The sequence below is a fragment of the Burkholderia stagnalis genome, assembly GCF_039848545.1.
Lineage (GTDB): Bacteria > Pseudomonadota > Gammaproteobacteria > Burkholderiales > Burkholderiaceae > Burkholderia > Burkholderia stagnalis.
In genome coordinates, this window is record NZ_CP156686.1 from 885,514 (window position 1) to 903,689 (window position 18,176).

An 18,176-nucleotide genomic window follows, 5' to 3' on the forward strand; every position below is an offset into this window, starting at 1 on the left:
TGACCTGAGCTGAGACGGGACGCCGAGCGTCACATCTGCTTGAAGAGGCCCGCGCACGCGCGGCTGACGGGCAGGACGTCGCTGTTCCCGCGCAAATGGATACGCAGCCGGCCGAGCAGATCGCGTTCGATGTGATCGATGGCCGCAAAGGCGACGATGACGCCGCGATGCACCTGCGCGAAGCGCTCGGGATCGAGCCGCTGCAGCATGTCCTTGAGCGGCGTGCGGATCACGTGCCGCTCGCCTGCGGTCACGACCTCTGTGTATTTGTCCGTGGCCTGGAAGTACAGCACCTCGTCCACCGACACGAGCCGCGTCGTGTCCCTGAGGCCCACGGTCAGCCAGCGGATCGGCGCGGCATCGCGCCGCTCGCGCGCATTGGCCAGCAGGGCGGTGTCGACGGGCGCCGGGCCGCCGCGCTGCAGCTTGACGATGCAGCGCAGCAGGCGTTCGTCGGTCACCGGTTTCAGCAAATAGTCGATCGCCGACTGGTCGAACGCCTGGACCGCATACTCGTCGTAGGACGTCACGAACACGACGTGCACGTGCGGCACGAGACTCGCGATTTTCAGGCCGTCGATACCCGGCATCCGGATGTCGAGGAAAGCGAAATCCGGTCGCTTCGCATTCAGCTCGGCGAGTGCGTCCACGCCGTTGCGAGGCATCCCGACGATCTCGAGCTCAGGCCACAGCGGCGCGAGGCGCGCGGCAAGCTCCGCGGACAGGTTGGGTTCGTCGTCGGCAATCAGGGCGGTCGGCATATCAGGCGATCGGAATCTGCAAGGTTGCGGTCACGCCCCGCATGGCGTCGGCATTCGCGCCGACCGACACGCGGCCGCGCTCGCCATAAAGACTGATCATCCGCGCGCGAACGTTCGCGAGCCCCACGCCGCCGTGCAGCTTCGTGCCGCCGTTGCAAAGTCCCACGCCCGTGTCGCTCACGCTCAGGACGAGCAGGTCGCCGTCGCGCGTGCCGCGAATGCGCACCTCGCCACCGTCGACCGACGGCTCGATGCCGTGCAGCAGCGCGTTCTCGACGAGGGGCTGCAGCAGGAGCGGCGACAGCGGCAAGGCGCGCAGCGCGGCCGGCACGTCGATCGCATAGCGCAGGCGTTCCTCGCCGAGCCGGATCGTCGCGATCTTCAGCAGCGCCTCGACCAGTTCCAGTTCTTCTTCCAGGGTGGAGGTGGCCTCGCGCGTGCGGCTCAGGCTCGCGCGCAGATAGCGGTTCAGGCTGTCGAGCATCGTCGTGGCGCGGGCCGGATCGCGCTCGATCAGGCTTTGCACGTTCGCCAGCGTGTTGAACAGGAAATGCGGCTCGATCTGGGCCTGCAGCAGCGCGAGCCGCGCGGCCGTTTCGGCCTGGCGCGCCTCCGCGGCCTCGCGCCGCTGCGTTTCGAGCGACGCGCGCATGCGCGCGGCCTGCACGAACACCGAGACAAATGCGCAGGCCGCACCGGCGACGACGAACGACGAGCCGTAGGCCAGCCATACCTTGACGCCCGCATGTCCGATCAGGTGCGGAACGTGCCCGATCGTCGAGGCCGCGATCTCGAAACCGATGAACACGCTGGCCGGCGCGACGATCAGGATCTTCGGCACCAGCGCCAGCTTGCCGCGCACGAGCTTGTCGGCGGCGACACTGAGCAGCGTCGCGCTGAAACCGATGCCGTTCGCGACGACCAGATACGGGAGCAGCACCTCATTGCGGCGGGTGGCCCAGAACATCAGCCCGACACCGGAGTTGAAAACCAAGAGGCCCAGCAGCGATCGGCCTCGATGCACTAGGCCGGCATGGGGCGCGGACGACAGGAACGGGAGGAGCCTGCTTTGCATGGCTGCGAGCGAGTGCGGATGGCGGCGATGGTAACGTAATTCGCGGCACCGTCACCACTGGCGAGCGGCCGCGACGCATGCGCGGCGGCCTCGATTCGCGCACGCAGCCAGCGTAGATGCGACGCGTCGTCGGGTTGTTGTAATGCAGCAGCGCGCGTGGGCTGGCGCGACGACGAAGCGGCCCCGCACGGACATTCGCCGGACGCAGGCGCCGTTCATCGGCCAATTCCCGCCGTTCATCGCAAAGCGCGGCAGGCGGACTTTCCGGCCGCTATAGTCGTCGGCATATCCGCCGCGCGCGGCGCTCTCGAACAGGTACCCCATGCAACATCTCCCGGCCTACGTCTACGTGTTGTTCTGCGGGCTCGTCTATATCGGCGTGACGCGCTGCTTCGCGCGCGAAGTCCGGCCCGTGCGTCCGATCCTGTTTCCGATCGTGTTCGTCGGGCTCGGCCTGTCGAGCCTCGGCCACCTGTTTCCGCAGGCGGGGGGCGATGCCTACGCGGCCGCGCTGGCCGCGCTCGCGCTGGGCGCGACGGGCGGCTGGTTCCACGCGCGCCGCTGGCGGCTGCAGTTCAGGACCGGGCCCGAAGGCATGCTCGTGCGCCTGCCCGGCGACGCGAGCCTGCTGGCCACGCTGCTTCTGATCTTCGTTGCCGAGACGTTCATTCATGACGCGATCGCCACGTCGCGGCCGTGGGCCGCCACCGGAACCTTCGCGATCCTGTCATTCGCGATCTGGGGCATGCTCGTCGGCATGCCGCTCGGACGCGCGGTCAACGTGGTCACGCGCTGCATCCGTCACGCGAACGGATCGTCCGACGACGGCGCTGCGCCGGCGTTCGAGTCGCGCTGAACCGGCACGGTCGCCGGCGAGGTCATCGAGACTTTCGCGCCGCGGTCTTCTTCCTCGCCCGACGCATGGCGCCGGGCGATTCGCTTTCCGCGTCACGAAGAAACCTGTCCGCCGGCCTCGTGCGATCGGCGCGAACGCGCTCCAGCGGATCGATGCAATGAGCGAGGACGCGCTGGCGGATTTCCGCGCGCGCCACGTCGGGTTCGTCAGCCTGTCGCACCAGCACTTCGATGCGTTCGACGGCATCGCGAAAAGCTATTTTCTCGCCGATCCGCAGACTGGCGCGTTGACCGTGTTCGTCGTGCCCCGCGACGGAGGTGCTGAACACGGTGATCGGGCTGCGTGAGCGCTTCATTCCCGCGACCGTCAATCTCGACGAGCAGGCGCAGGAGAACGCGTCGAAGCGCCCGTCGGCCGGCGCGCAAATTGGGGCCGCTGCTGTAACGCACGCGCGTTCGTTTCCTGGGGCGTCGAATGTTGAGCTGATCGTGTGGTTCGGACGTTGCCCGACTTCGCCCAACTACCGGATAATCGCCGCATTGTCCCGAGAGAACGCGTATCACGCGGATGCCAAGGATGTCTGAAGAATTCGAAGTTCATGGCCCTCACGACCATGCGGTGGAACATCACGCGGCTCATGGTGGTGATCAAGGTACGTCGCGCATCGCGGTGCTGACGGCCGTGCTTGCCTGCTTCGGCGCGATATCTGCCTATCAGAGCGGTGCTGACGAGAGCTTCGCGCTGCTCTACAAGAATGACGCCGCGATCCGGAAAACCGAGGCTGCGAACCAGTGGGCCTACTATCAGGCGAAGGGCAATAAGCAGAACCTCGCCGAGCTCGGCGCGGCGTTGAGCCCGGAGGCGTCGCCGCAGCGAAAGCGGTTCGAGACGGATGCCGCGAGATACCGCGCCGACAAGGAGCCGATCCGGGCACGTGCCGAGGCGCTCGAAAAGGAAGTCGAGAAGAACAACGCCGCGAGCGAGGAGCGGATGCACCGACACCATCGATGGTCGCAGGCGACGACCGTCATCCAGATCTCGATCGCACTGGCGGCGATCACGATCCTCACGCGGCGGTCATGGATGCAGGGCCTGTCGATCGGCGCGGCCGCGATTGGCATCGTGATCGCGGGGTTGGCGTTCTTTGGGGTTTGATTGACTGGCAGTCGCGGAGCACGCGCGACCTACGATATCCGTCCCAAGCTCGTCTGAACTGGCTCACCGCGCCATCACGTCATCACGCCATCCGCCGCGCCACCAGCCGACGCCACAGCATCCCGGCCCGCTTGCCGCTACCACAATACGCAAGAACCGGCTTCGGCAACGCATCGACCATCACGCCGAACGCATCGACTTGCGCGTCGCCGATCTGATCGGATTCGACCGGGAGGTATCGCGCGTCGAGCCCAAGCTCACGGGCCGCGGCCGCAATCTCCTCGAACGCCGGCTGATCGGCGCTCTCGCCATCGGGCCGGTTGCAGATCACGGCGCGGAAGCCCGCGCTGCGAATCGCTTTCAAATCATCCGGCATGATCTGGCGCGACGCCGTCAACCCGCTCGATGCGCTCGACCGGCACTGCTCGATCGCGTGCCGGAAGCAGGCGATCGCGAAGTCGATGTCCTGTTCCGTCGTGAAGCGTCCGACGCTGATCCGGACGGTGCGGCCGGCCGAATCCGCATCCAGCCCGATGGCCGTGAGGACGTGGGACGGCGTGCCGGCGGCCGAGTTGCACGCCGAAGTCGACGACACGGCGAGCGCATCGCCCAGCATGAACGGGAAGAAGCCCGGTGCGGTGACGGTCAGGCTCAACGTATGCGGGATGCGCCGCGCCGCGGCCGCGTTCTGCGTGACGTCGCCGAGCGCCAGCACGCCGTCCTTCAACCGCGTGCTGAGCACGGCAATCCGCGCCGCTTCTGTCTCGAGGCCTTCGGCGGCCAGCTCGCACGCGGTGCCCATGCCGACGATCTGGTGGGTCGCAAGCGTGCCCGAACGCAAGCCGCGCTCGTGTCCGCCACCGTGCATTTGCGGCGCGATTCGATCCGCGATGTCCCGGCGCACGAACAGCGCGCCGATCCCTTTGGGCCCATAGAACTTGTGCGCCGACATCGACATCATGTCGATGCCGAGCGCGCGCACGTCGATCGGGGTCTTGCCGAGCGCCTGCGCCGCGTCGACGTGGAGCAGGGCGCCGGCGGCGTGCACGACCCGGGCGATCGCGCCGATGTCCGTGAGGGTGCCGATCTCGTTGTTCACGAGCATCAGCGACACGAGGCCGGTGTCCGGGCCGATCGCCGCGGCCACGGCGTCGGCCGTGATTTCGCCGTCGGACGTCGGCGTGAGACAGGTGACCGACATGCCTTGCTTCGACAGGCTGGCCATCGTGTCGAGAATGGCCTTGTGTTCGATGCGGCTCGTAATCAGGTGACGCTTCTCGACGGCGGCATCCGCATAGCCCTTGAGCGCCAGGTTGTTCGATTCGGTCGCGCCCGACGTCCAGACGATTTCGTCCGCATCCGCGCCGATGAGCGCGGCAACCTGTGCGCGCGCTCGTTCCACCTTCGCCCGCGCCTGCCTGCCCGCGGCATGCGAACTCGACGCCGGGTTGCCGAACGCGCCGTCCGCGCCGAGACAGGCGACCATCGATTCGATCACGCGCGGATCGGCCGGCGTCGTCGCTGCGTAGTCGAGGTAATGCAATGTGTTGTTCTCGCTCATATCCTTCACTGGCCCCTTCGCAATTCAGGAAATGATACGGTGACCGACCAGGAAAAAGGATCCAAACTTGGCTGGAAATTGGGCCTTTCGTGGAATATTTTTCTATCGATCGGCGGCGTTCGGGGAGCGGGGGCCTACGTTGGCGGCATCGGCATGCTGCCCGGCGGTCACCGGGCAGCTCCGCGCTCTCGGAAGACCGTGCCCCGATCTCGAATCGAAACCGGCAGCGGCTCTCGAAAAACGCATGAACATTCCGGGTGCATGTTTTTTCTCGCGATGATTGCGATACAGACGCATCTGTAAATTGCCGGAGTTTTCAATTGATTTAAACAATTTCGGCGGTTCAAGAATAATCAATCAAATCATTTCAATGACATCTGATTGTTTCTTTCAAATTCCAGTCAATTTACCTTCATAAGCCTTGTATTAAATTTCAATTGCTATAAGCTGATCGTAAGCAACGTTGCTTCATGTATTTCTTCTCATCCAACAGGAAGATTGCCCATGACACGTATGTACATTACGGCCGCTCCTACCGGGGCTGTCCCGAAATGGCTCGATCCGCTCGAACCGACCTTTATTCCGTCCGGTCTTATTCACCCGTTATTCGACTCGGCCGAAGCCGAGAAAATCGTCGCGCGTTTGCGATCGGACGGCTGGGAAGCCGTTCCCGCCGGCGGATGGTTGATCGAATCAGGACACGGTTTTTCTCTTGCAGATCGTTTTTTAGCAGAACTACCAAACCCGCCTGTCGCGCGCCATGCACTGGAGGAAATGGGGTGGACTCACCGCGATCGGGCGTGGCATCCGCCACCGGTGTCGGCATCCGGCAGCGCCGTCATTCCGCGCGAATGGCTGGCGGCGCTGTCGTCGGTCGAGCTCGTCAGGCGCATCGTGCTGCAATTGACGACGTATGGATGGGTGGCCGACGAGCGCGGCGATCTCGTCTGGCATCACGCGAAGCTGCACAGCTTTGTGCCGCCTGCGCTGATCGCGTCGATTCGCGAGGATTGTCCGGCGCTGCTGGCGAAACTCGAAACATCCGGCTGGCGTGCATGCGGCGCCGGCTACTGGCAAGCAGGCAAGGGGCGCTCGCCGGTCCTGCCGATCACGCCGGATGCGATCGTCGACGAAACGGTCCGGTCGATCCAGGAAGGCGCGGCGGTCGTGCACCTGCACACACGTGAACTCGGCGACCGCACGTCGCTCGAGATCCCCGGGCTGGGCGCCGTCACGGTCGGCACGCAGCGCAACCAGATCGTCGTGGACCACTACGACGCGATCGTGCCGGCGGTGCGGAACGTCGATACGACGGCGATCCTGAATCTGTCGACGAGCGTGCGGGGCGATCGTCAAGGCTCGCGCAGCACGCTGCGGCGCGCTCACCTGAAATCGTACGGCGAGGCCGCGGTGCCCGAAGTTGCGTCGCTGAGCCCGGCCGCGGTGATTTTCCAGGGCGGCGGCGGTTACGACAACGCGCCGGATTTCCTGGCCGAGCAGTTCGCGCATTTCCAGCGGGTCGGCACGCGCCCCGAGGTGGAAGTCTTCAATCACACGATCATCGACAACGCGACTACGCTTTACCGGGAATTCCTCGAAGCGACCGGCCGGCCCGTGCTGTTCATGCTGGTGGCCGGCGTCGACCAGTACCGCCGCGATCCGGTCAGCGGGGACGTCGAGGACGATTCGCTGATCGCGCCCGACGTTCGCCAGGAAATCGCCCGCTGCGTGGCGGCCGGCGACGCGCCGGCGCGGCAGCGCGCGATCGATCTCGCGGTCGAACAGCTGAGCCCGGTGGTTGCACGGCTGCGCGACGGCTTTCCGTCATCGCTCGTTTCGCTGCTGTTGCCGGGGCCGCTGCAGGCGATACTGGCCGATCTCGCGCACGCGTTGCGCCTGGATGGCGTGCGCATCGGGCTGGAAGACGGCCTGACCGTGCTCGACAGCCGGGTTCCGGGCGGCGTGCGCAAGGCGCGCGGCACCTGGGAGCAGGTGCGCATGCTGCGCGAAGACCTGCTGGCCAGGGGCGTCACGGTGCAAACCGCCGCCGAGGTGCGGGACATGCTCGGCCTGCCGGTCGCCAGGCCGCGTACGTCGCATTCGACCCGCGCATGAAGGAGCGAATATTCGATGGCTATCTATCGATTGGGTGAGCGCGTGCCCACCATCCATGCGAGCGCGTTCGTCGCGGATACGGCGTCGATTGTCGGCGACGTTCGGCTGGGCGCCGATTCGAGCGTCTGGTTCGGCGCGATCGTGCGCGGCGACACCGAGCCGATCGTCGTCGGCGCGGGCACCAACATCCAGGACGGGGCCGTGCTGCATACGGACGCGGGGTGCCCGTTGACGATTGCCGAACACGTGACGGTCGGTCACCAGGCCGTGCTGCATGGATGCACGATCGGCGAGGGCTCGCTGATCGGGATCCAGGCGGTGGTGCTCGACGGCGCGGTGATCGGCCGTCAGTGCCTGGTCGGGGCGGGCGCGGTCGTCACGGCGGGCAAGGTGTTTCCCGAGCGATCGCTGATCCTCGGTGCGCCCGCCAGGGTGGTTCGCGTTCTGACGGATGAGGACGTCGCACGGCTGCGCACGAATATCGGCTTCTATGCGGAGGTGCGCAGGCCGATGTACCAGCGGGCGCTGCACCGGATCGATCCGGTGTGACCCGGCTCGGCGAACCGTTGCGTCCGGCCGTGGACGCTTCGGCATGACGCGGCCGGCCCTTCGCCGGGCCGGCCCGCGCCACCCGCCCGGGCGCGCAATAGTGCGCCCGGGCGGCTTACTTCACGCAATCGAGCGTATACCTGAGCGCCGGCGCGATCATGCCGCGCCACACGTCCCACGTGTGGCCGCCGTCGACGATGCGCAGCTCGGCCGGGTTCTGCGCGCGGCGCAGCTGCGTATACAGCAAGCTCGATTCGGCCTGGATCGTCAGGTCGTCGTCGCCGGCGGCGATGAACATCGGCACGCGCCAGCTCCGCGCGAAATAGCCGCGCAGCAGCGCCGGGTAGTTGAGTTCATGCCAGACACGCGAGTCGAACTGCTTGTCGCCGAACACGCCCACGTAGCGCGCCGCGGAATTGAGCGGCGGCTCGTTCGCGTAGATCGCGGGGCTCAGCAGCATCGCGCCGCAGAACAGGCCCGGCTCGAGCAGCGCGAAGCGCAGCGCGCCGAAGCCGCCCATCGACACGCCGCCGATCGCACGGCCCGCGCGCTGGTTCGACACTGCGAAATGCGCCTCGACGTCCGGCAGCAGGTCGTTGAGGAACGCGCTCTGCATCCGTTCCTTGCGGTCGACGTACCAGTCGGTGCCGCCCTGCGGCATCACGATGACGACCGGCGGGATGTCGTGCCGCTCGATCAGCGTATCGGCGGTGGTCTGCAGGCGGCCCTGCGTGATCCAGTCGTTCGCGTTGCCCGCGTTGCCGTGCAGCAGGTACAGCACCGGGTAGCGCGCGCCTTCCGGGTTGTAGCGCGGCGGCAGGTAGACCGTGTACGACCAGTCGCGCTGCAGCGACGGCGAACGGAACGTGCGCATCGCGACGCTGCTGTCGTCGCTGATCGCGGCGACCTGGGCCGGCTGGGCGGGCGGGGAGGATGCGGCGGATTCGGCGAAGCCGATGGTCAGCGCGGCGGCAAGCAGGAAGGAAAATCGGCGCATGTCGAGCGGGGTGAGGAGTATCGTCGCCTATCGTAGCAGCGGCGGATGACGGTCGCGCGGCGGTTCAGCGCCGCGTGCGGAACGGCAGCCGCGACATCAGCGGCGCGTAGAGCTTGGCGACGAGGTACAGCAGGCCCATCGCGCCGACGTCGGCGGCCAGCCCGAGCGGCACGTCGAGGTAGCCTTCGGTCGCCTGGTACAGCAGCGAATCCACCGCGAGCGAGATGCCGGTGCCGGCGACGAAGCACAGCAGGCCCTGGCGGCCGATCGTGCCGATCCACGGCATGGCGTGCGCCACCTTCTTCATCCAGCCGAGGTGCACGAGCTTGGCCGCGAGCCACGCGATCGCGAGGAAGTTCACGAGCCGCAGCACGCCGAGGTTCTGCTTGATCGACGGATCGGTCGGGAACGGCTCGATGCGCAGCCGGTAGTACGCGCCCGCCGCGACGATCGCGAGCGACGCGGCGGTCAGCAGCCAGCCCTGCGGCTTCGGCGCGAGCGTCTGGTAGACGGGCTGGCAGCGCGAGACCGCGCCGAGCACGAACAGCAGCTGCCACGCGAACGGATTGAAGTCCCATGGCGCGCCCTCGACGGTCGGCAGGAAATGCGCGGCGTGCGGCGCGGCGAACCACAGCGACGCGCTGAACGCGAGCAGCAGCCATGGCTGGCTGCGCGCGAGCGGCAGCGCGAGCGGGACGAGCAGCGCGAAGAACGCGTACATCGGCAGCACCGACGCGAGGTACGGCTGGCGCCGGAACAGCAGGATGTCGCGCAGCGCGGCGAGCGGCTTGTGGATCAGGCCGTCGAGATCGTTGGTCGGCATGTTCGGGCCGTCGATCGCGAACGCGTTCAGCGCCGCGGTGATCAGCAGCATCAGGCCCGCGGTGACGAGGAACGCGCGGTAGATCTCGAACGCGCGGCGGATGAAGCGCTGGCGCGCGGCGGCCTCGTCGTGGCGCTCGGCGAGCGAGTTGTACGCGATCGCGGTCGCGAAGCCGCCGAGGAACACGAATACTTCGGCGGCGTCGCACAGCGCGTACGCATGCAGCGTGACACGGGACAGGATGCTGCCGCCGATGTGGTCGACGACGATGACGAGCAGCACGAGGCCGCGGAAGAAATCGAGCTCGGCGTAGCGGCCGGGCCGGGCGGGGCTCATCGGCGCGCCTCCCGGCGAGCGCCGCGCGCGCGGCCGGCACGCACCGCGCATGAATCGGGGTCAGGCATGACTTCGTGAAGAATTGTCGACAGGAGGCGCATTGTGCCACCGAAGTGGCCGGTTCAGGGTTTACGTGAATGGCATATCTGCCAGCCACGGCCCGCAAGGCCCGCCCGGCAACCGGGACAATGGGGCCAGTTGGAAGGGCGCAACGCTTTGCGCGCGGGTGCCGCGCCCCGATGGACGTTTGGATTGCGTCGTGACACCATTTTGACCATTGCGCGGCGTGCCACCCCGCGCCGCCCGCCGATCGGGCCATACAAGACCAACAACCGGGCGCCCCGCACGAGCGCCCCCGACTCCCGGTTCTGGAGATTCGCCATGAAGAAGCACGTCCTTTCCGCCGCCGCGCTGGCCGCCTTCGCCGCACCGGTGTTCGCGCAAAACAGCGTGACGCTGTACGGCCTGATCGACGAGGGCTTCAACTACACGAACAACGTCAACGTGGGCGGCCTGGGCAAGACCAACTACCAGCTCGCGAGCGGCTATGCGCAGGGCAGCCGCTGGGGGCTGCGCGGCTCGGAGGACCTGGGCGGCGGGCTGAAGGCGATCTTCGTGCTCGAAAACGGCTTCGACGTGAACAACGGCCGGTTCAACCAGGGCGGCCGCATGTTCGGCCGGCAGGCGTTCGTCGGCCTGTCGGAGTCGCGCTTCGGCACGCTGACGTTCGGCCGCCAGTACGACGCGCTCGTCGACTATCTCGCGCCGCTGACCGCGAACGGCAACTGGGGCGGCACGCTGTTCTCGCATCCGTTCGACAACGACAACACCGACAACTCGTTCCGCGTCAACAACACGGTGAAGTATGCGAGCCCGGACTGGAACGGCCTGACGCTCGGCGGTACGTACAGCTTCAGCAACAGCACCGGCTTCGCGAACAACCGCCAGTACAGCATCGGCGCGCAATATTCGCTGGCCGGCCTGCAGGTCGCCGCGGCCTACCTGCAGGCGAACAGCCCCGGGATCGGCAACGCGGGCGCGATCGCGGCCGACGACGCGAACTTCGTCGCCGACCGCCTGCGCATCTTCGGCGGCGGCATCAACTACACGTTCGGCCCGGCGACGGTCGGCTTCGTGTACACGAAGACCGACGTGAAGAATCCGGTGTCGACCGTCTACCTGCCCGCGTCGACGTTCTCGGGCCTCGGATTGACCGCGACGAAGTTCCAGAACTTCGAGGTCAACGGCAAGTACCAGCTCACGCCCGATTTCTTCCTCGGCGCGCAGTACGTCTTCACGGACGGCAAGTTCGACGCCGCGACCGGCTCGTTCAAGCCGAAGTACCACACGGTGGGCGTGATGGCCGACTACAGCCTGTCGAAGCGCACCGACGTGTACCTGCAGGGCGCATGGCAGAAGGTCGCCGGCGACCGCACCGGCACGGCCGCCGACGGCGGCTACGTGGTCGGCACCGACGGCCCGTCGTCGTCGTCGAACCAGTTCGCGGTGCGCGCGGCGATCCGCCACAAGTTCTGATCGCCGGCGCAGGCGTGCCGACGCCCGTCAGCCGGGCGGGCGCGTCCGCCCGATCGTCTGCGCGAGCCAGTCGACGAAGATCCGCACGCGCGGCGCAAGATGCCGGCCATGCGGAAACACCACCGACACCGGCAGCGGCGCCGCATTCCATTCCGGCAGCACCTCGACGAGCGAGCCGTCCGCGAGCGGCCCGTCGAGGCTGTCGCGCGGCGCCTGGATCATTCCGAGCCCCGCGAGGCAGCAGGCCAGGTACGCCTGCGAACTGTTGACCGACACGATGCTGCGCATCTTCACCGCGTGCATCTCGCCGGTATCCATGTCCGCATATTCCCAGTCGAGCTCGCGGCCCGTGCGGCTCGAGAAATAGCCGACCGCGACGTGTTCCGGCAGGTCGTCGGGCGAGCGCGGCGTGCCGTGGCGCGCGAGATACGCCGGCGACGCGCAGTTGACCTGCGCCAGCTCGCCGAGGCGCCGCGCGACGAGCGACGTGTCCGACAGCGCGCCGACCCGCACCGCGCAGTCGATGCCGTCGGCCACCAGGTCGACGAAGCGATCGGTCGTGCTGATCACCACCCGCAGGTCCGGATAGCGCGCATGGAACGCCGGCAGCGCCGGGATCACTTCATTCAGCGCGAAACGCTCGGGCAGGTCCACGCGGATCACGCCGCGCGGCGACGCGCCGGCGTCCTCGAACAAGGTCTCGGCGTCGTCGAGATCTGCGAGCAGCCGCACGCAGCGCTCGTAGTAGGCCGTGCCCTCGGCGGTCAGCGCGACGCGCCGCGTCGTGCGCTGCAGCAGGCGGATCTTCAGGTGTTTCTCGAGGTACTGGACGGCGTTGCTCACCGTCGGGCGCGGCAGCTGCAGCTGCTCGGCCGCTTTCGTGAAGCTGCCCAGATGGGCGACGCGCGCAAAGATGCGCATTGCGTGCAGATGATCCATGCGAGGCGGGGGTGGGGCGGATTGGACAGCCTCCATTGTTAATCAGCGTCGAATGGTTTGGTGGAGTCTTTCGCGTTTATCACCAGCCGCGATCTCGCCAGAATGCGGTCCATCCACTCACCACTTCGAGGAAACGGACATGGAACTGCGTCAACTGGGCCGCTCGGGCCCGCGGGTGTCGGTCATCGGGCTCGGCTGCATGGGCATGTCGGACCTGTACGGGCCGGCCGACCGCGCGGAGAGTGTCGCGACGCTGCACGCGGCGCTCGACCACGGCATCACGCTGCTCGACACCGGCGATTTCTACGGGATGGGCGACAACGAGATGCTGATCCGCGACGCGCTGCGCGGCAGGACGCGCGAGCAGGTCGTGATCAGCGTGAAGTTCGGCGCGCTGCGCGATCCGGCGGGCACCTTCGTCGGCTACGACGCGCGGCCGGCGGCGATCCGGAATTTCGTCGCGTATTCGCTGAAGCGGCTCGGCACCGACTATCTCGACATCTACCGGCCGGCCCGGATCGATCCGGCGGTGCCGATCGAGGACACCGTCGGCGCGATCGCCGATCTCGTGAAGGCCGGGTACGTGCGGCAGATCGGGCTGTCGGAGGTCGGCGCGGACACCGTGCGCCGCGCGGCGGCCGTCGCGCCGATCGCCGATCTTCAGATCGAGTATTCGCTGCTGTCGCGGGACATCGAGGCCGAGATCCTGCCGGCCTGCCGCGCACTCGGCATCGGCGTGACCGCATACGGGGTGCTGTCGCGCGGGCTGCTGAGCGGGCGCTGGACGGCGGCGCGGGAAGTGGGGCGCGATTTCCGCGCGGCGAGCCCGCGCTTCCAGGGCGAGAACCTGACGCACAACCTCGCGCTGGTCGAAGCGCTGCGGGCGATCGCGGACGAGAAGGGCAGCAACCCGGCGCAGGTCGCGATCGCGTGGGCGCTGACGCGCGGCGACGACATCGTGCCGCTGATCGGCGCGCGCAAGCGCACGCAACTGCAGGACGCGCTGTCGGCGCTTGCGATGCAACTAACGGTCGATGATCTCGCCCGCATCGAAGCGGCGGTGCCCGCCGGGGCGGTGGCCGGCGACCGTTATCCGGCCGCACAGATGGCGCACCTCGACAGCGAGCAGGGGCGAGGGGCTGCTCACAAGGGGTGAGCGGCCGTCGGCTGGCGGCCTCACTGCCGCCGGGCGCCGCCCATCGTGCCGCCCGGCCCCCGCCGCGCCAGCCCGAGCCAGCCTCAGGCAAAACCAGATGGCGCGCGGCGGGCCGGCGGTTCACGATCGCGCCGTATTCACCCGAACGGAACGCGCGCTCATGCAACTCGATACGACGACGATCATCGTGCTGGTGTTCCTGCTGGCCGGTGCGGTCAAAGGCATGATCGGCCTCGGCCTGCCGACGATCGCAATGGGGCTGCTGACGCTCGCGATGCCGCCGTCGGCCGCGGCGAGCCTGCTGCTCGTGCCGTCGTTCGTCACCAATGTCTGGCAACTGTGGCTCGGCCCGTCGTTCGGGCCGCTGCTGCGCCGGTTGCGGCCGCTGCTCGCGGGGCTGACGATCGGCACGCTGACGGGCGGCCTGCCGGCGCTTGCGTCCGGCAACGGATGGACGCACGCCGCGCTCGGCGTCGTGCTGGCCGCGTATGGGGGCTGGGGGCTCGCGGCCGCACGGCTGCCTGCGCCCGGGCGTCACGAGCAATGGCTGTCGGCCGTGGTCGGCTACCTGACCGGCGTCGTCACGGCCGCGACCGGCGTGTTCGTCGTGCCGGCGGTGCCGTACCTGCAGGCGCTGCGGCTGTCGAAGGACGACCTGATCCAGGCGCTCGGGCTGTCGTTTACCGCGTCGACGATCGCGCTCGGCCTGCAGCTGCGGATGACCGGCGCGCTGCAGGCGGTCGATCTCGGCGTGTCGGTGCTGGCGCTCGTGCCGGCGCTCGCGGGGATGCTCGGCGGGCAGGCCGCACGGAAAGCGATGAGCGAGCGGGCGTTCCGGCGCTGCTTCTTCGTCGGGCTGATCGCGCTGGGCGGGTACATGGCGGCGTCGGCGCTGCATTGAACCCGCGCCGCTGCGCCGACTGGCTAGCCCTGCGCGGCCGCGCCCGACAGGAACGCGACGAACTCCCGCGTGTACTTCGGCAACGCATCGAACGACCGCGCGCACAGTGTCAGCTTCCGGTGGCTCCATGCGTCGGACAGCTCGACCATCGTCACGTCCATCGTCTGCATCGCGCGCGCTGCCGCGTGCCGCGACACGATCCCGATCCCCACGCCGCTCTCGATCACGCGGCAGATCGCGTCGAAGCTCTTCAACTGCACGCGATAGCGGATCCGCTTGCCGAGTGCCCGCGCCTGGTCGGCGAGGTGCACCTGCAGCGCGCTGCCGTCGGTGAGGCCGATGAAGTCCGCATCGACGATCTCGTCGAACGCGACCTTGTCGCGCGCGGCGAGCGGATGGCCGGCCGGCACGACGACGATCAGCCAGTCCTCGCGAAACGGCATCTGCGCGAGCCCGCCGAGCCCGACCGAATCGGCGACGATGCCGACGTCCGCCGTCTTGTTGCGGATCGCATGCACGATCTCCTGGCTCGAGCGCTCCTCGACGCTGATCGACAGCTTCGGATGATGCGGCAGGTACGCGGCGAGCGCGTCGGGCAGGTATTCGCTGAGCGACGCGGTGTTGCACAGCAGCCGGATGTGGCCGCGCAGCCCCTGGCCGTATTGCTGCAGCTCGCCGCGCATGTGGTCGATCTGCTGCAGCACGGTGCGCGCGTGATGCTCGAGCGCGCGGCCCGCGTCGGTGACCTGCGTGCCCGACTTGGTCCGGTGCAGCAGCGGCACGCCGAGCTCGTCCTCCATCCCGCGGATGCGCTCGCTCGCGGCCTGCAGCGTGATGTGCGTGCGTTCCGCGCCGCCGGTGATGCTGCCCGCCTCGCAGGTATGCAGGAAGAGCCGCAGGTCGGTCAGGTCGAAGCGCATGGTGGGGGCGTGTCGTGGGTATCGGCGATACGGTAGCAGGAACCGCGGACGCGGGCTCAGGCTTTGCCTGAGGCCCGCTTCGCCGCTTCCGCATTTTCGGGGCGCGATCATTGCCGGATCATGGGCCGCATATCGACCCGAGGAGACCGTCATGCGCACCAACCCGTCGTGGGGCGTGTCGTTCAAGATCGCGCTGCACCTGTTTTTCCTGTGCGTCGGCATCGCGCTGGCCTGCCTGGAACTGGCCGACCGGCTGCGCTGAGCCCGCCCGCGCCGTTGTGCGCGCATCGAAAGGCTTGCGTAATTTTCCCCGTTCCCCGGAAATTTTTGCGCTAATTGCGCCGCGAGGCGTCAAGTTCTTCCCGATTTGACCGTATTACCGGTATCGAGCATGCGCGGACGCGGGCTTCGTGATCGTTTGTCATCAATGTTTGCATCCGGTTACACGCCGCCCGTCCCGTTTTTGAGATGCTTGAAAGCTTGTCAAGAATGTTAAATCGGAGTCGGTCGACCATGGAAAAGCGCGAGATCTACCGCAGGGCGGCGTGGCTGTCGGGCCTTGGCGCCGTGCTCGTCATGGCCGGTTGCGCGACCGCCCCGCCGGTTCCGCCGAGCGATACGCTCGCGGGCGGGCCGGCATCGCCGCAGGACGCGGCCGCCCAATCGGCCGCGACGGCGCCGCCGCCGGCCCCCATCCTGGTGGCGCATCGCTATGTCGTCAAACGCGGCGACACGCTGGCGGGCATTGCGTCGGCGCACGGCTGCAGCGTGGCCGACCTGCGCCTGTGGAACAAGCTCGGCGCGCGCAGCCGGCTGCGGGCCGGGCAGGCGCTGCGCATCGTGAAGCAGGAAGCGCCGCAGGCGCCGGCCGTCGCATCGGCGCAGGCCGCGTCGCCGGCCGCCGCGCAGTCGGCCAGCGACCGGCAGGTCGTCAAGGAAACCCGGCGTCATGCAAGCGGGGTCGCGCTGACGTGGCCCGCGCGCGGCAATGTCGTCGAGCCGTTCCGGCCGGGGCAGAACCGCGGGATCCAGATTGCCGGCCGCGCCGGCGACCCGGTGCGCGCTGCCGCCGACGGCCGCGTGATGTATGCGGGCGTCGGGCTGAACGGCTACGGCAGCCTGATCATCGTCCAGCACAACGCGGATTTCCTGACCGCGTATGCGCACAACCGCAAGCTGCTCGTGAAGACCGGCGACGTCGTGCGCCAGGGCGACGCGATCGCGGAGATGGGCGATGTCGACAACTCGCGCGTCGCGCTGCTGTTCGAGGTGCGGCGCGACGGCAAGCCGGTCAACCCGATGCCCTACCTGCCGACGTCGCAAGGCTGAGCGGCGCGCGGCCGGCGCTGGAATACGCGCGCGGTCGCTGCTACGCTACGCGCAGGAGCAGGAGCAGGAGCAGGAGCAGGAGCAGGAGCAGGAGCAGGAGCAGGAGCAGGAGCAGGAGCAGGAGCAGCCAGGCCCGCTCGTCCGTCGTTCCCGTCATGCAGCGCCCGATACGCAGTCGATCCGTCAGCCATGGACCACTCTCCGTCACGCCGTTCGCTGCTGCTTGCCGCTGTCGCGGCGCCGTTCGTTGCCGCATGCGCGCGAGCGCCCGCCGGCGACCGCGAACATCTTCACGCCGCGCAGTCCCAGCTCGATGCACTCGAAAAAGCATCGAACGGCCGGCTCGGCGTTGCCGCGCTCGACACCGCGAGCGGCGCGCGAATCGGCTATCGCTCGCGCGAACGCTTCCCCGTGTGCGCCACGTACGCGGTCGTCGCGGTGGCCGCGATGCTGGCGCGCAGCACGCTCGATGCGTCGCTGCTGTCGCGCCGCACGCTGTATCGGCGCTACGAGCTCGTGCCGGGTTCGCCGGTCACCGAGAGCCGCGCCGATACCGGCATGACGGTCGGGCAATTGTGCGAGGCGGTGCTGCAGTCCGACGACAAGTCCGCGGCGAACCTGCTGATGCGCGTGCTCGGCGGGCCGCAGACCGTCACCGCGTTCGCGCACGACAGCGGCGACACGAGCTTCCGCCTCGACCGCTGGGAGCCCGCGCTGAACACGGCGACGCCCGGCGACGAGCGCGACACGTCGACGCCGCTCGCGATGGCCGAAGCGCTGCGCCGGCTGCTGCTCGGCGACGTGCTGCGCGAACCGGAGCGCACGCAACTGACGACATGGATGCTCGGCAACGCGCGCGGCTTCGCGGGCATCCGCGCGGGTGTGCCGTCCGACTGGCGCGTCGCCAGCATGGGCGGGGCGGGCGGTTACGGGACGACGACCGACGTCGCCGTGCTGTGGCCGACCTCGCGTGCGCCGCTCGTGATGGCGGTATCGTTCACGCAGCCCGATGCCGGCGCGGCGCCGCATGCGGACGTCGTCGCCGCGGCGGCGCGCATCGCGGCAGCCGCGCTGATCGCCGCTTGACGTTCATGTGATGTTCGGCTGATGTCCGCTCGTCCACCGGCCGCGCCGCCTCGCGCAAAGCCGGCGTTTCGCTTATCGTGT

19 protein-coding genes are annotated in these 18,176 nt (G+C 68.2%); 12 read left to right on the forward strand and 7 right to left on the reverse strand.

The features are described from left to right. Nucleotides 1-29: 29 nt before the first annotated feature. Both ABFO07_RS20785 and ABFO07_RS20790 read right to left on the reverse strand, forming a co-directional pair. The gene (locus tag ABFO07_RS20785) at nt 30-761 is read right to left on the reverse strand and encodes a LytR/AlgR family response regulator transcription factor (protein WP_124490373.1); all 732 of its coding nucleotides are present in this window, start codon (nt 759-761) and stop codon (nt 30-32) included. A gap of 1 nt (nt 762) precedes the next feature. Continuing rightward, nucleotides 763-1,836: a sensor histidine kinase gene (locus ABFO07_RS20790; protein WP_124490374.1), complete on the reverse strand. Its 1,074-nt coding sequence runs from the start codon at nt 1,834-1,836 to the stop codon at nt 763-765. Between the two features lie 322 nt (nt 1,837-2,158). Here ABFO07_RS20790 and ABFO07_RS20795 point away from each other — a divergent pair, with 322 nt between their 5' ends. The 4 genes from ABFO07_RS20795 (at nt 2,159) to ABFO07_RS20810 (ending at nt 3,847) form a co-directional block, all read left to right on the forward strand. Beyond that, nucleotides 2,159-2,692: a DUF6622 family protein gene (locus tag ABFO07_RS20795; protein WP_124490375.1), complete on the forward strand. Its 534-nt coding sequence runs from the start codon at nt 2,159-2,161 to the stop codon at nt 2,690-2,692. 157 nt (nt 2,693-2,849) lie between these two features. Further along, a complete protein-coding gene (locus ABFO07_RS20800) occupies nt 2,850-3,038 on the forward strand; it encodes a hypothetical protein (protein ID WP_185633618.1) in 189 nt (62 codons plus the stop codon). Then, on the forward strand, nt 3,010-3,276 hold the full coding sequence (locus ABFO07_RS20805) for a hypothetical protein (protein ID WP_124490376.1): 267 nt from the start codon (nt 3,010-3,012) through the stop codon (nt 3,274-3,276). Before ABFO07_RS20800 ends, ABFO07_RS20805 begins: the two co-directional genes overlap by 29 nt. Further along, complete coding sequence (locus tag ABFO07_RS20810; RefSeq protein ID WP_059986809.1) at nt 3,269-3,847, forward strand: DUF4337 domain-containing protein; 579 nt, start codon at nt 3,269-3,271, stop codon at nt 3,845-3,847. Before ABFO07_RS20805 ends, ABFO07_RS20810 begins: the two co-directional genes overlap by 8 nt. Before the next feature lie 82 nt (nt 3,848-3,929). On the opposite strand, the gene ABFO07_RS20815 is transcribed toward ABFO07_RS20810, so the two are convergent. Beyond that, entirely contained in the window at nt 3,930-5,408 is a 1,479-nt protein-coding gene (locus ABFO07_RS20815; RefSeq protein WP_347469504.1) for an aminotransferase class V-fold PLP-dependent enzyme, read from the reverse strand. 39 nt (nt 5,409-5,447) lie between these two features. Here ABFO07_RS20815 and ABFO07_RS20820 point away from each other — a divergent pair, with 39 nt between their 5' ends. The 3 genes from ABFO07_RS20820 to ABFO07_RS20830 all read left to right on the forward strand — a co-directional run bounded on the left by ABFO07_RS20820 (nt 5,448) and on the right by ABFO07_RS20830 (nt 8,072). After that, nucleotides 5,448-5,711, forward strand: a complete 264-nt coding sequence (locus ABFO07_RS20820) for a hypothetical protein (RefSeq protein WP_124596978.1) — start codon at nt 5,448-5,450, stop codon at nt 5,709-5,711. Nucleotides 5,712-5,789: 78 nt separating this feature from the next. Further along, nucleotides 5,790-7,523, forward strand: a complete 1,734-nt coding sequence (locus tag ABFO07_RS20825) for a 3-keto-5-aminohexanoate cleavage protein (protein WP_230948456.1) — start codon at nt 5,790-5,792, stop codon at nt 7,521-7,523. 15 nt (nt 7,524-7,538) lie between these two features. Further along, nucleotides 7,539-8,072 (forward strand): gamma carbonic anhydrase family protein, encoded by a 534-nt coding sequence (locus ABFO07_RS20830; protein ID WP_124519052.1) that lies wholly within the window; start codon nt 7,539-7,541, stop codon nt 8,070-8,072. A 115-nt stretch (nt 8,073-8,187) separates the two neighbouring features. On the opposite strand, the gene ABFO07_RS20835 is transcribed toward ABFO07_RS20830, so the two are convergent. Continuing rightward, complete coding sequence (locus tag ABFO07_RS20835; protein WP_059565621.1) at nt 8,188-9,069, reverse strand: alpha/beta hydrolase; 882 nt, start codon at nt 9,067-9,069, stop codon at nt 8,188-8,190. Between the two features lie 64 nt (nt 9,070-9,133). After that, nucleotides 9,134-10,228 (reverse strand): OpgC domain-containing protein, encoded by a 1,095-nt coding sequence (locus ABFO07_RS20840; RefSeq protein ID WP_059883829.1) that lies wholly within the window; start codon nt 10,226-10,228, stop codon nt 9,134-9,136. 381 nt (nt 10,229-10,609) lie between these two features. Between ABFO07_RS20840 and ABFO07_RS20845 the strand changes: the two genes are divergently transcribed. Then, nucleotides 10,610-11,764 (forward strand): porin, encoded by a 1,155-nt coding sequence (locus ABFO07_RS20845; protein WP_059889278.1) that lies wholly within the window; start codon nt 10,610-10,612, stop codon nt 11,762-11,764. Nucleotides 11,765-11,791: 27 nt separating this feature from the next. Here ABFO07_RS20845 and ABFO07_RS20850 read toward each other — a convergent pair whose 3' ends face one another. Continuing rightward, nucleotides 11,792-12,703, reverse strand: a complete 912-nt coding sequence (locus ABFO07_RS20850; RefSeq protein ID WP_059565624.1) for a LysR family transcriptional regulator — start codon at nt 12,701-12,703, stop codon at nt 11,792-11,794. 139 nt (nt 12,704-12,842) lie between these two features. Between ABFO07_RS20850 and ABFO07_RS20855 the strand changes: the two genes are divergently transcribed. Then, entirely contained in the window at nt 12,843-13,859 is a 1,017-nt protein-coding gene (locus ABFO07_RS20855; RefSeq protein ID WP_347469505.1) for an aldo/keto reductase, read from the forward strand. A 160-nt stretch (nt 13,860-14,019) separates the two neighbouring features. Further along, nucleotides 14,020-14,760: a sulfite exporter TauE/SafE family protein gene (locus ABFO07_RS20860; RefSeq protein ID WP_059993229.1), complete on the forward strand. Its 741-nt coding sequence runs from the start codon at nt 14,020-14,022 to the stop codon at nt 14,758-14,760. 23 nt (nt 14,761-14,783) lie between these two features. Here the strand turns inward: ABFO07_RS20860 and ABFO07_RS20865 are convergent, their stop codons facing one another. Then, nucleotides 14,784-15,680 carry a LysR substrate-binding domain-containing protein gene (locus ABFO07_RS20865; RefSeq protein WP_059565627.1) on the reverse strand — a complete coding sequence of 299 codons (897 nt, stop codon included), beginning with the start codon at nt 15,678-15,680 and terminating at the stop codon, nt 14,784-14,786. A gap of 513 nt (nt 15,681-16,193) precedes the next feature. On the opposite strand from ABFO07_RS20865, the gene ABFO07_RS20870 reads away from it, so the two are divergent. Further along, the gene (locus ABFO07_RS20870; protein ID WP_059565628.1) at nt 16,194-17,009 is read left to right on the forward strand and encodes a peptidoglycan DD-metalloendopeptidase family protein; all 816 of its coding nucleotides are present in this window, start codon (nt 16,194-16,196) and stop codon (nt 17,007-17,009) included. 189 nt (nt 17,010-17,198) lie between these two features. After that, nucleotides 17,199-18,095 (forward strand): class A beta-lactamase, encoded by an 897-nt coding sequence (gene bla / locus ABFO07_RS20875; protein WP_059883831.1) that lies wholly within the window; start codon nt 17,199-17,201, stop codon nt 18,093-18,095. The last annotated feature ends 81 nt before the right edge of the window (nt 18,096-18,176 follow it).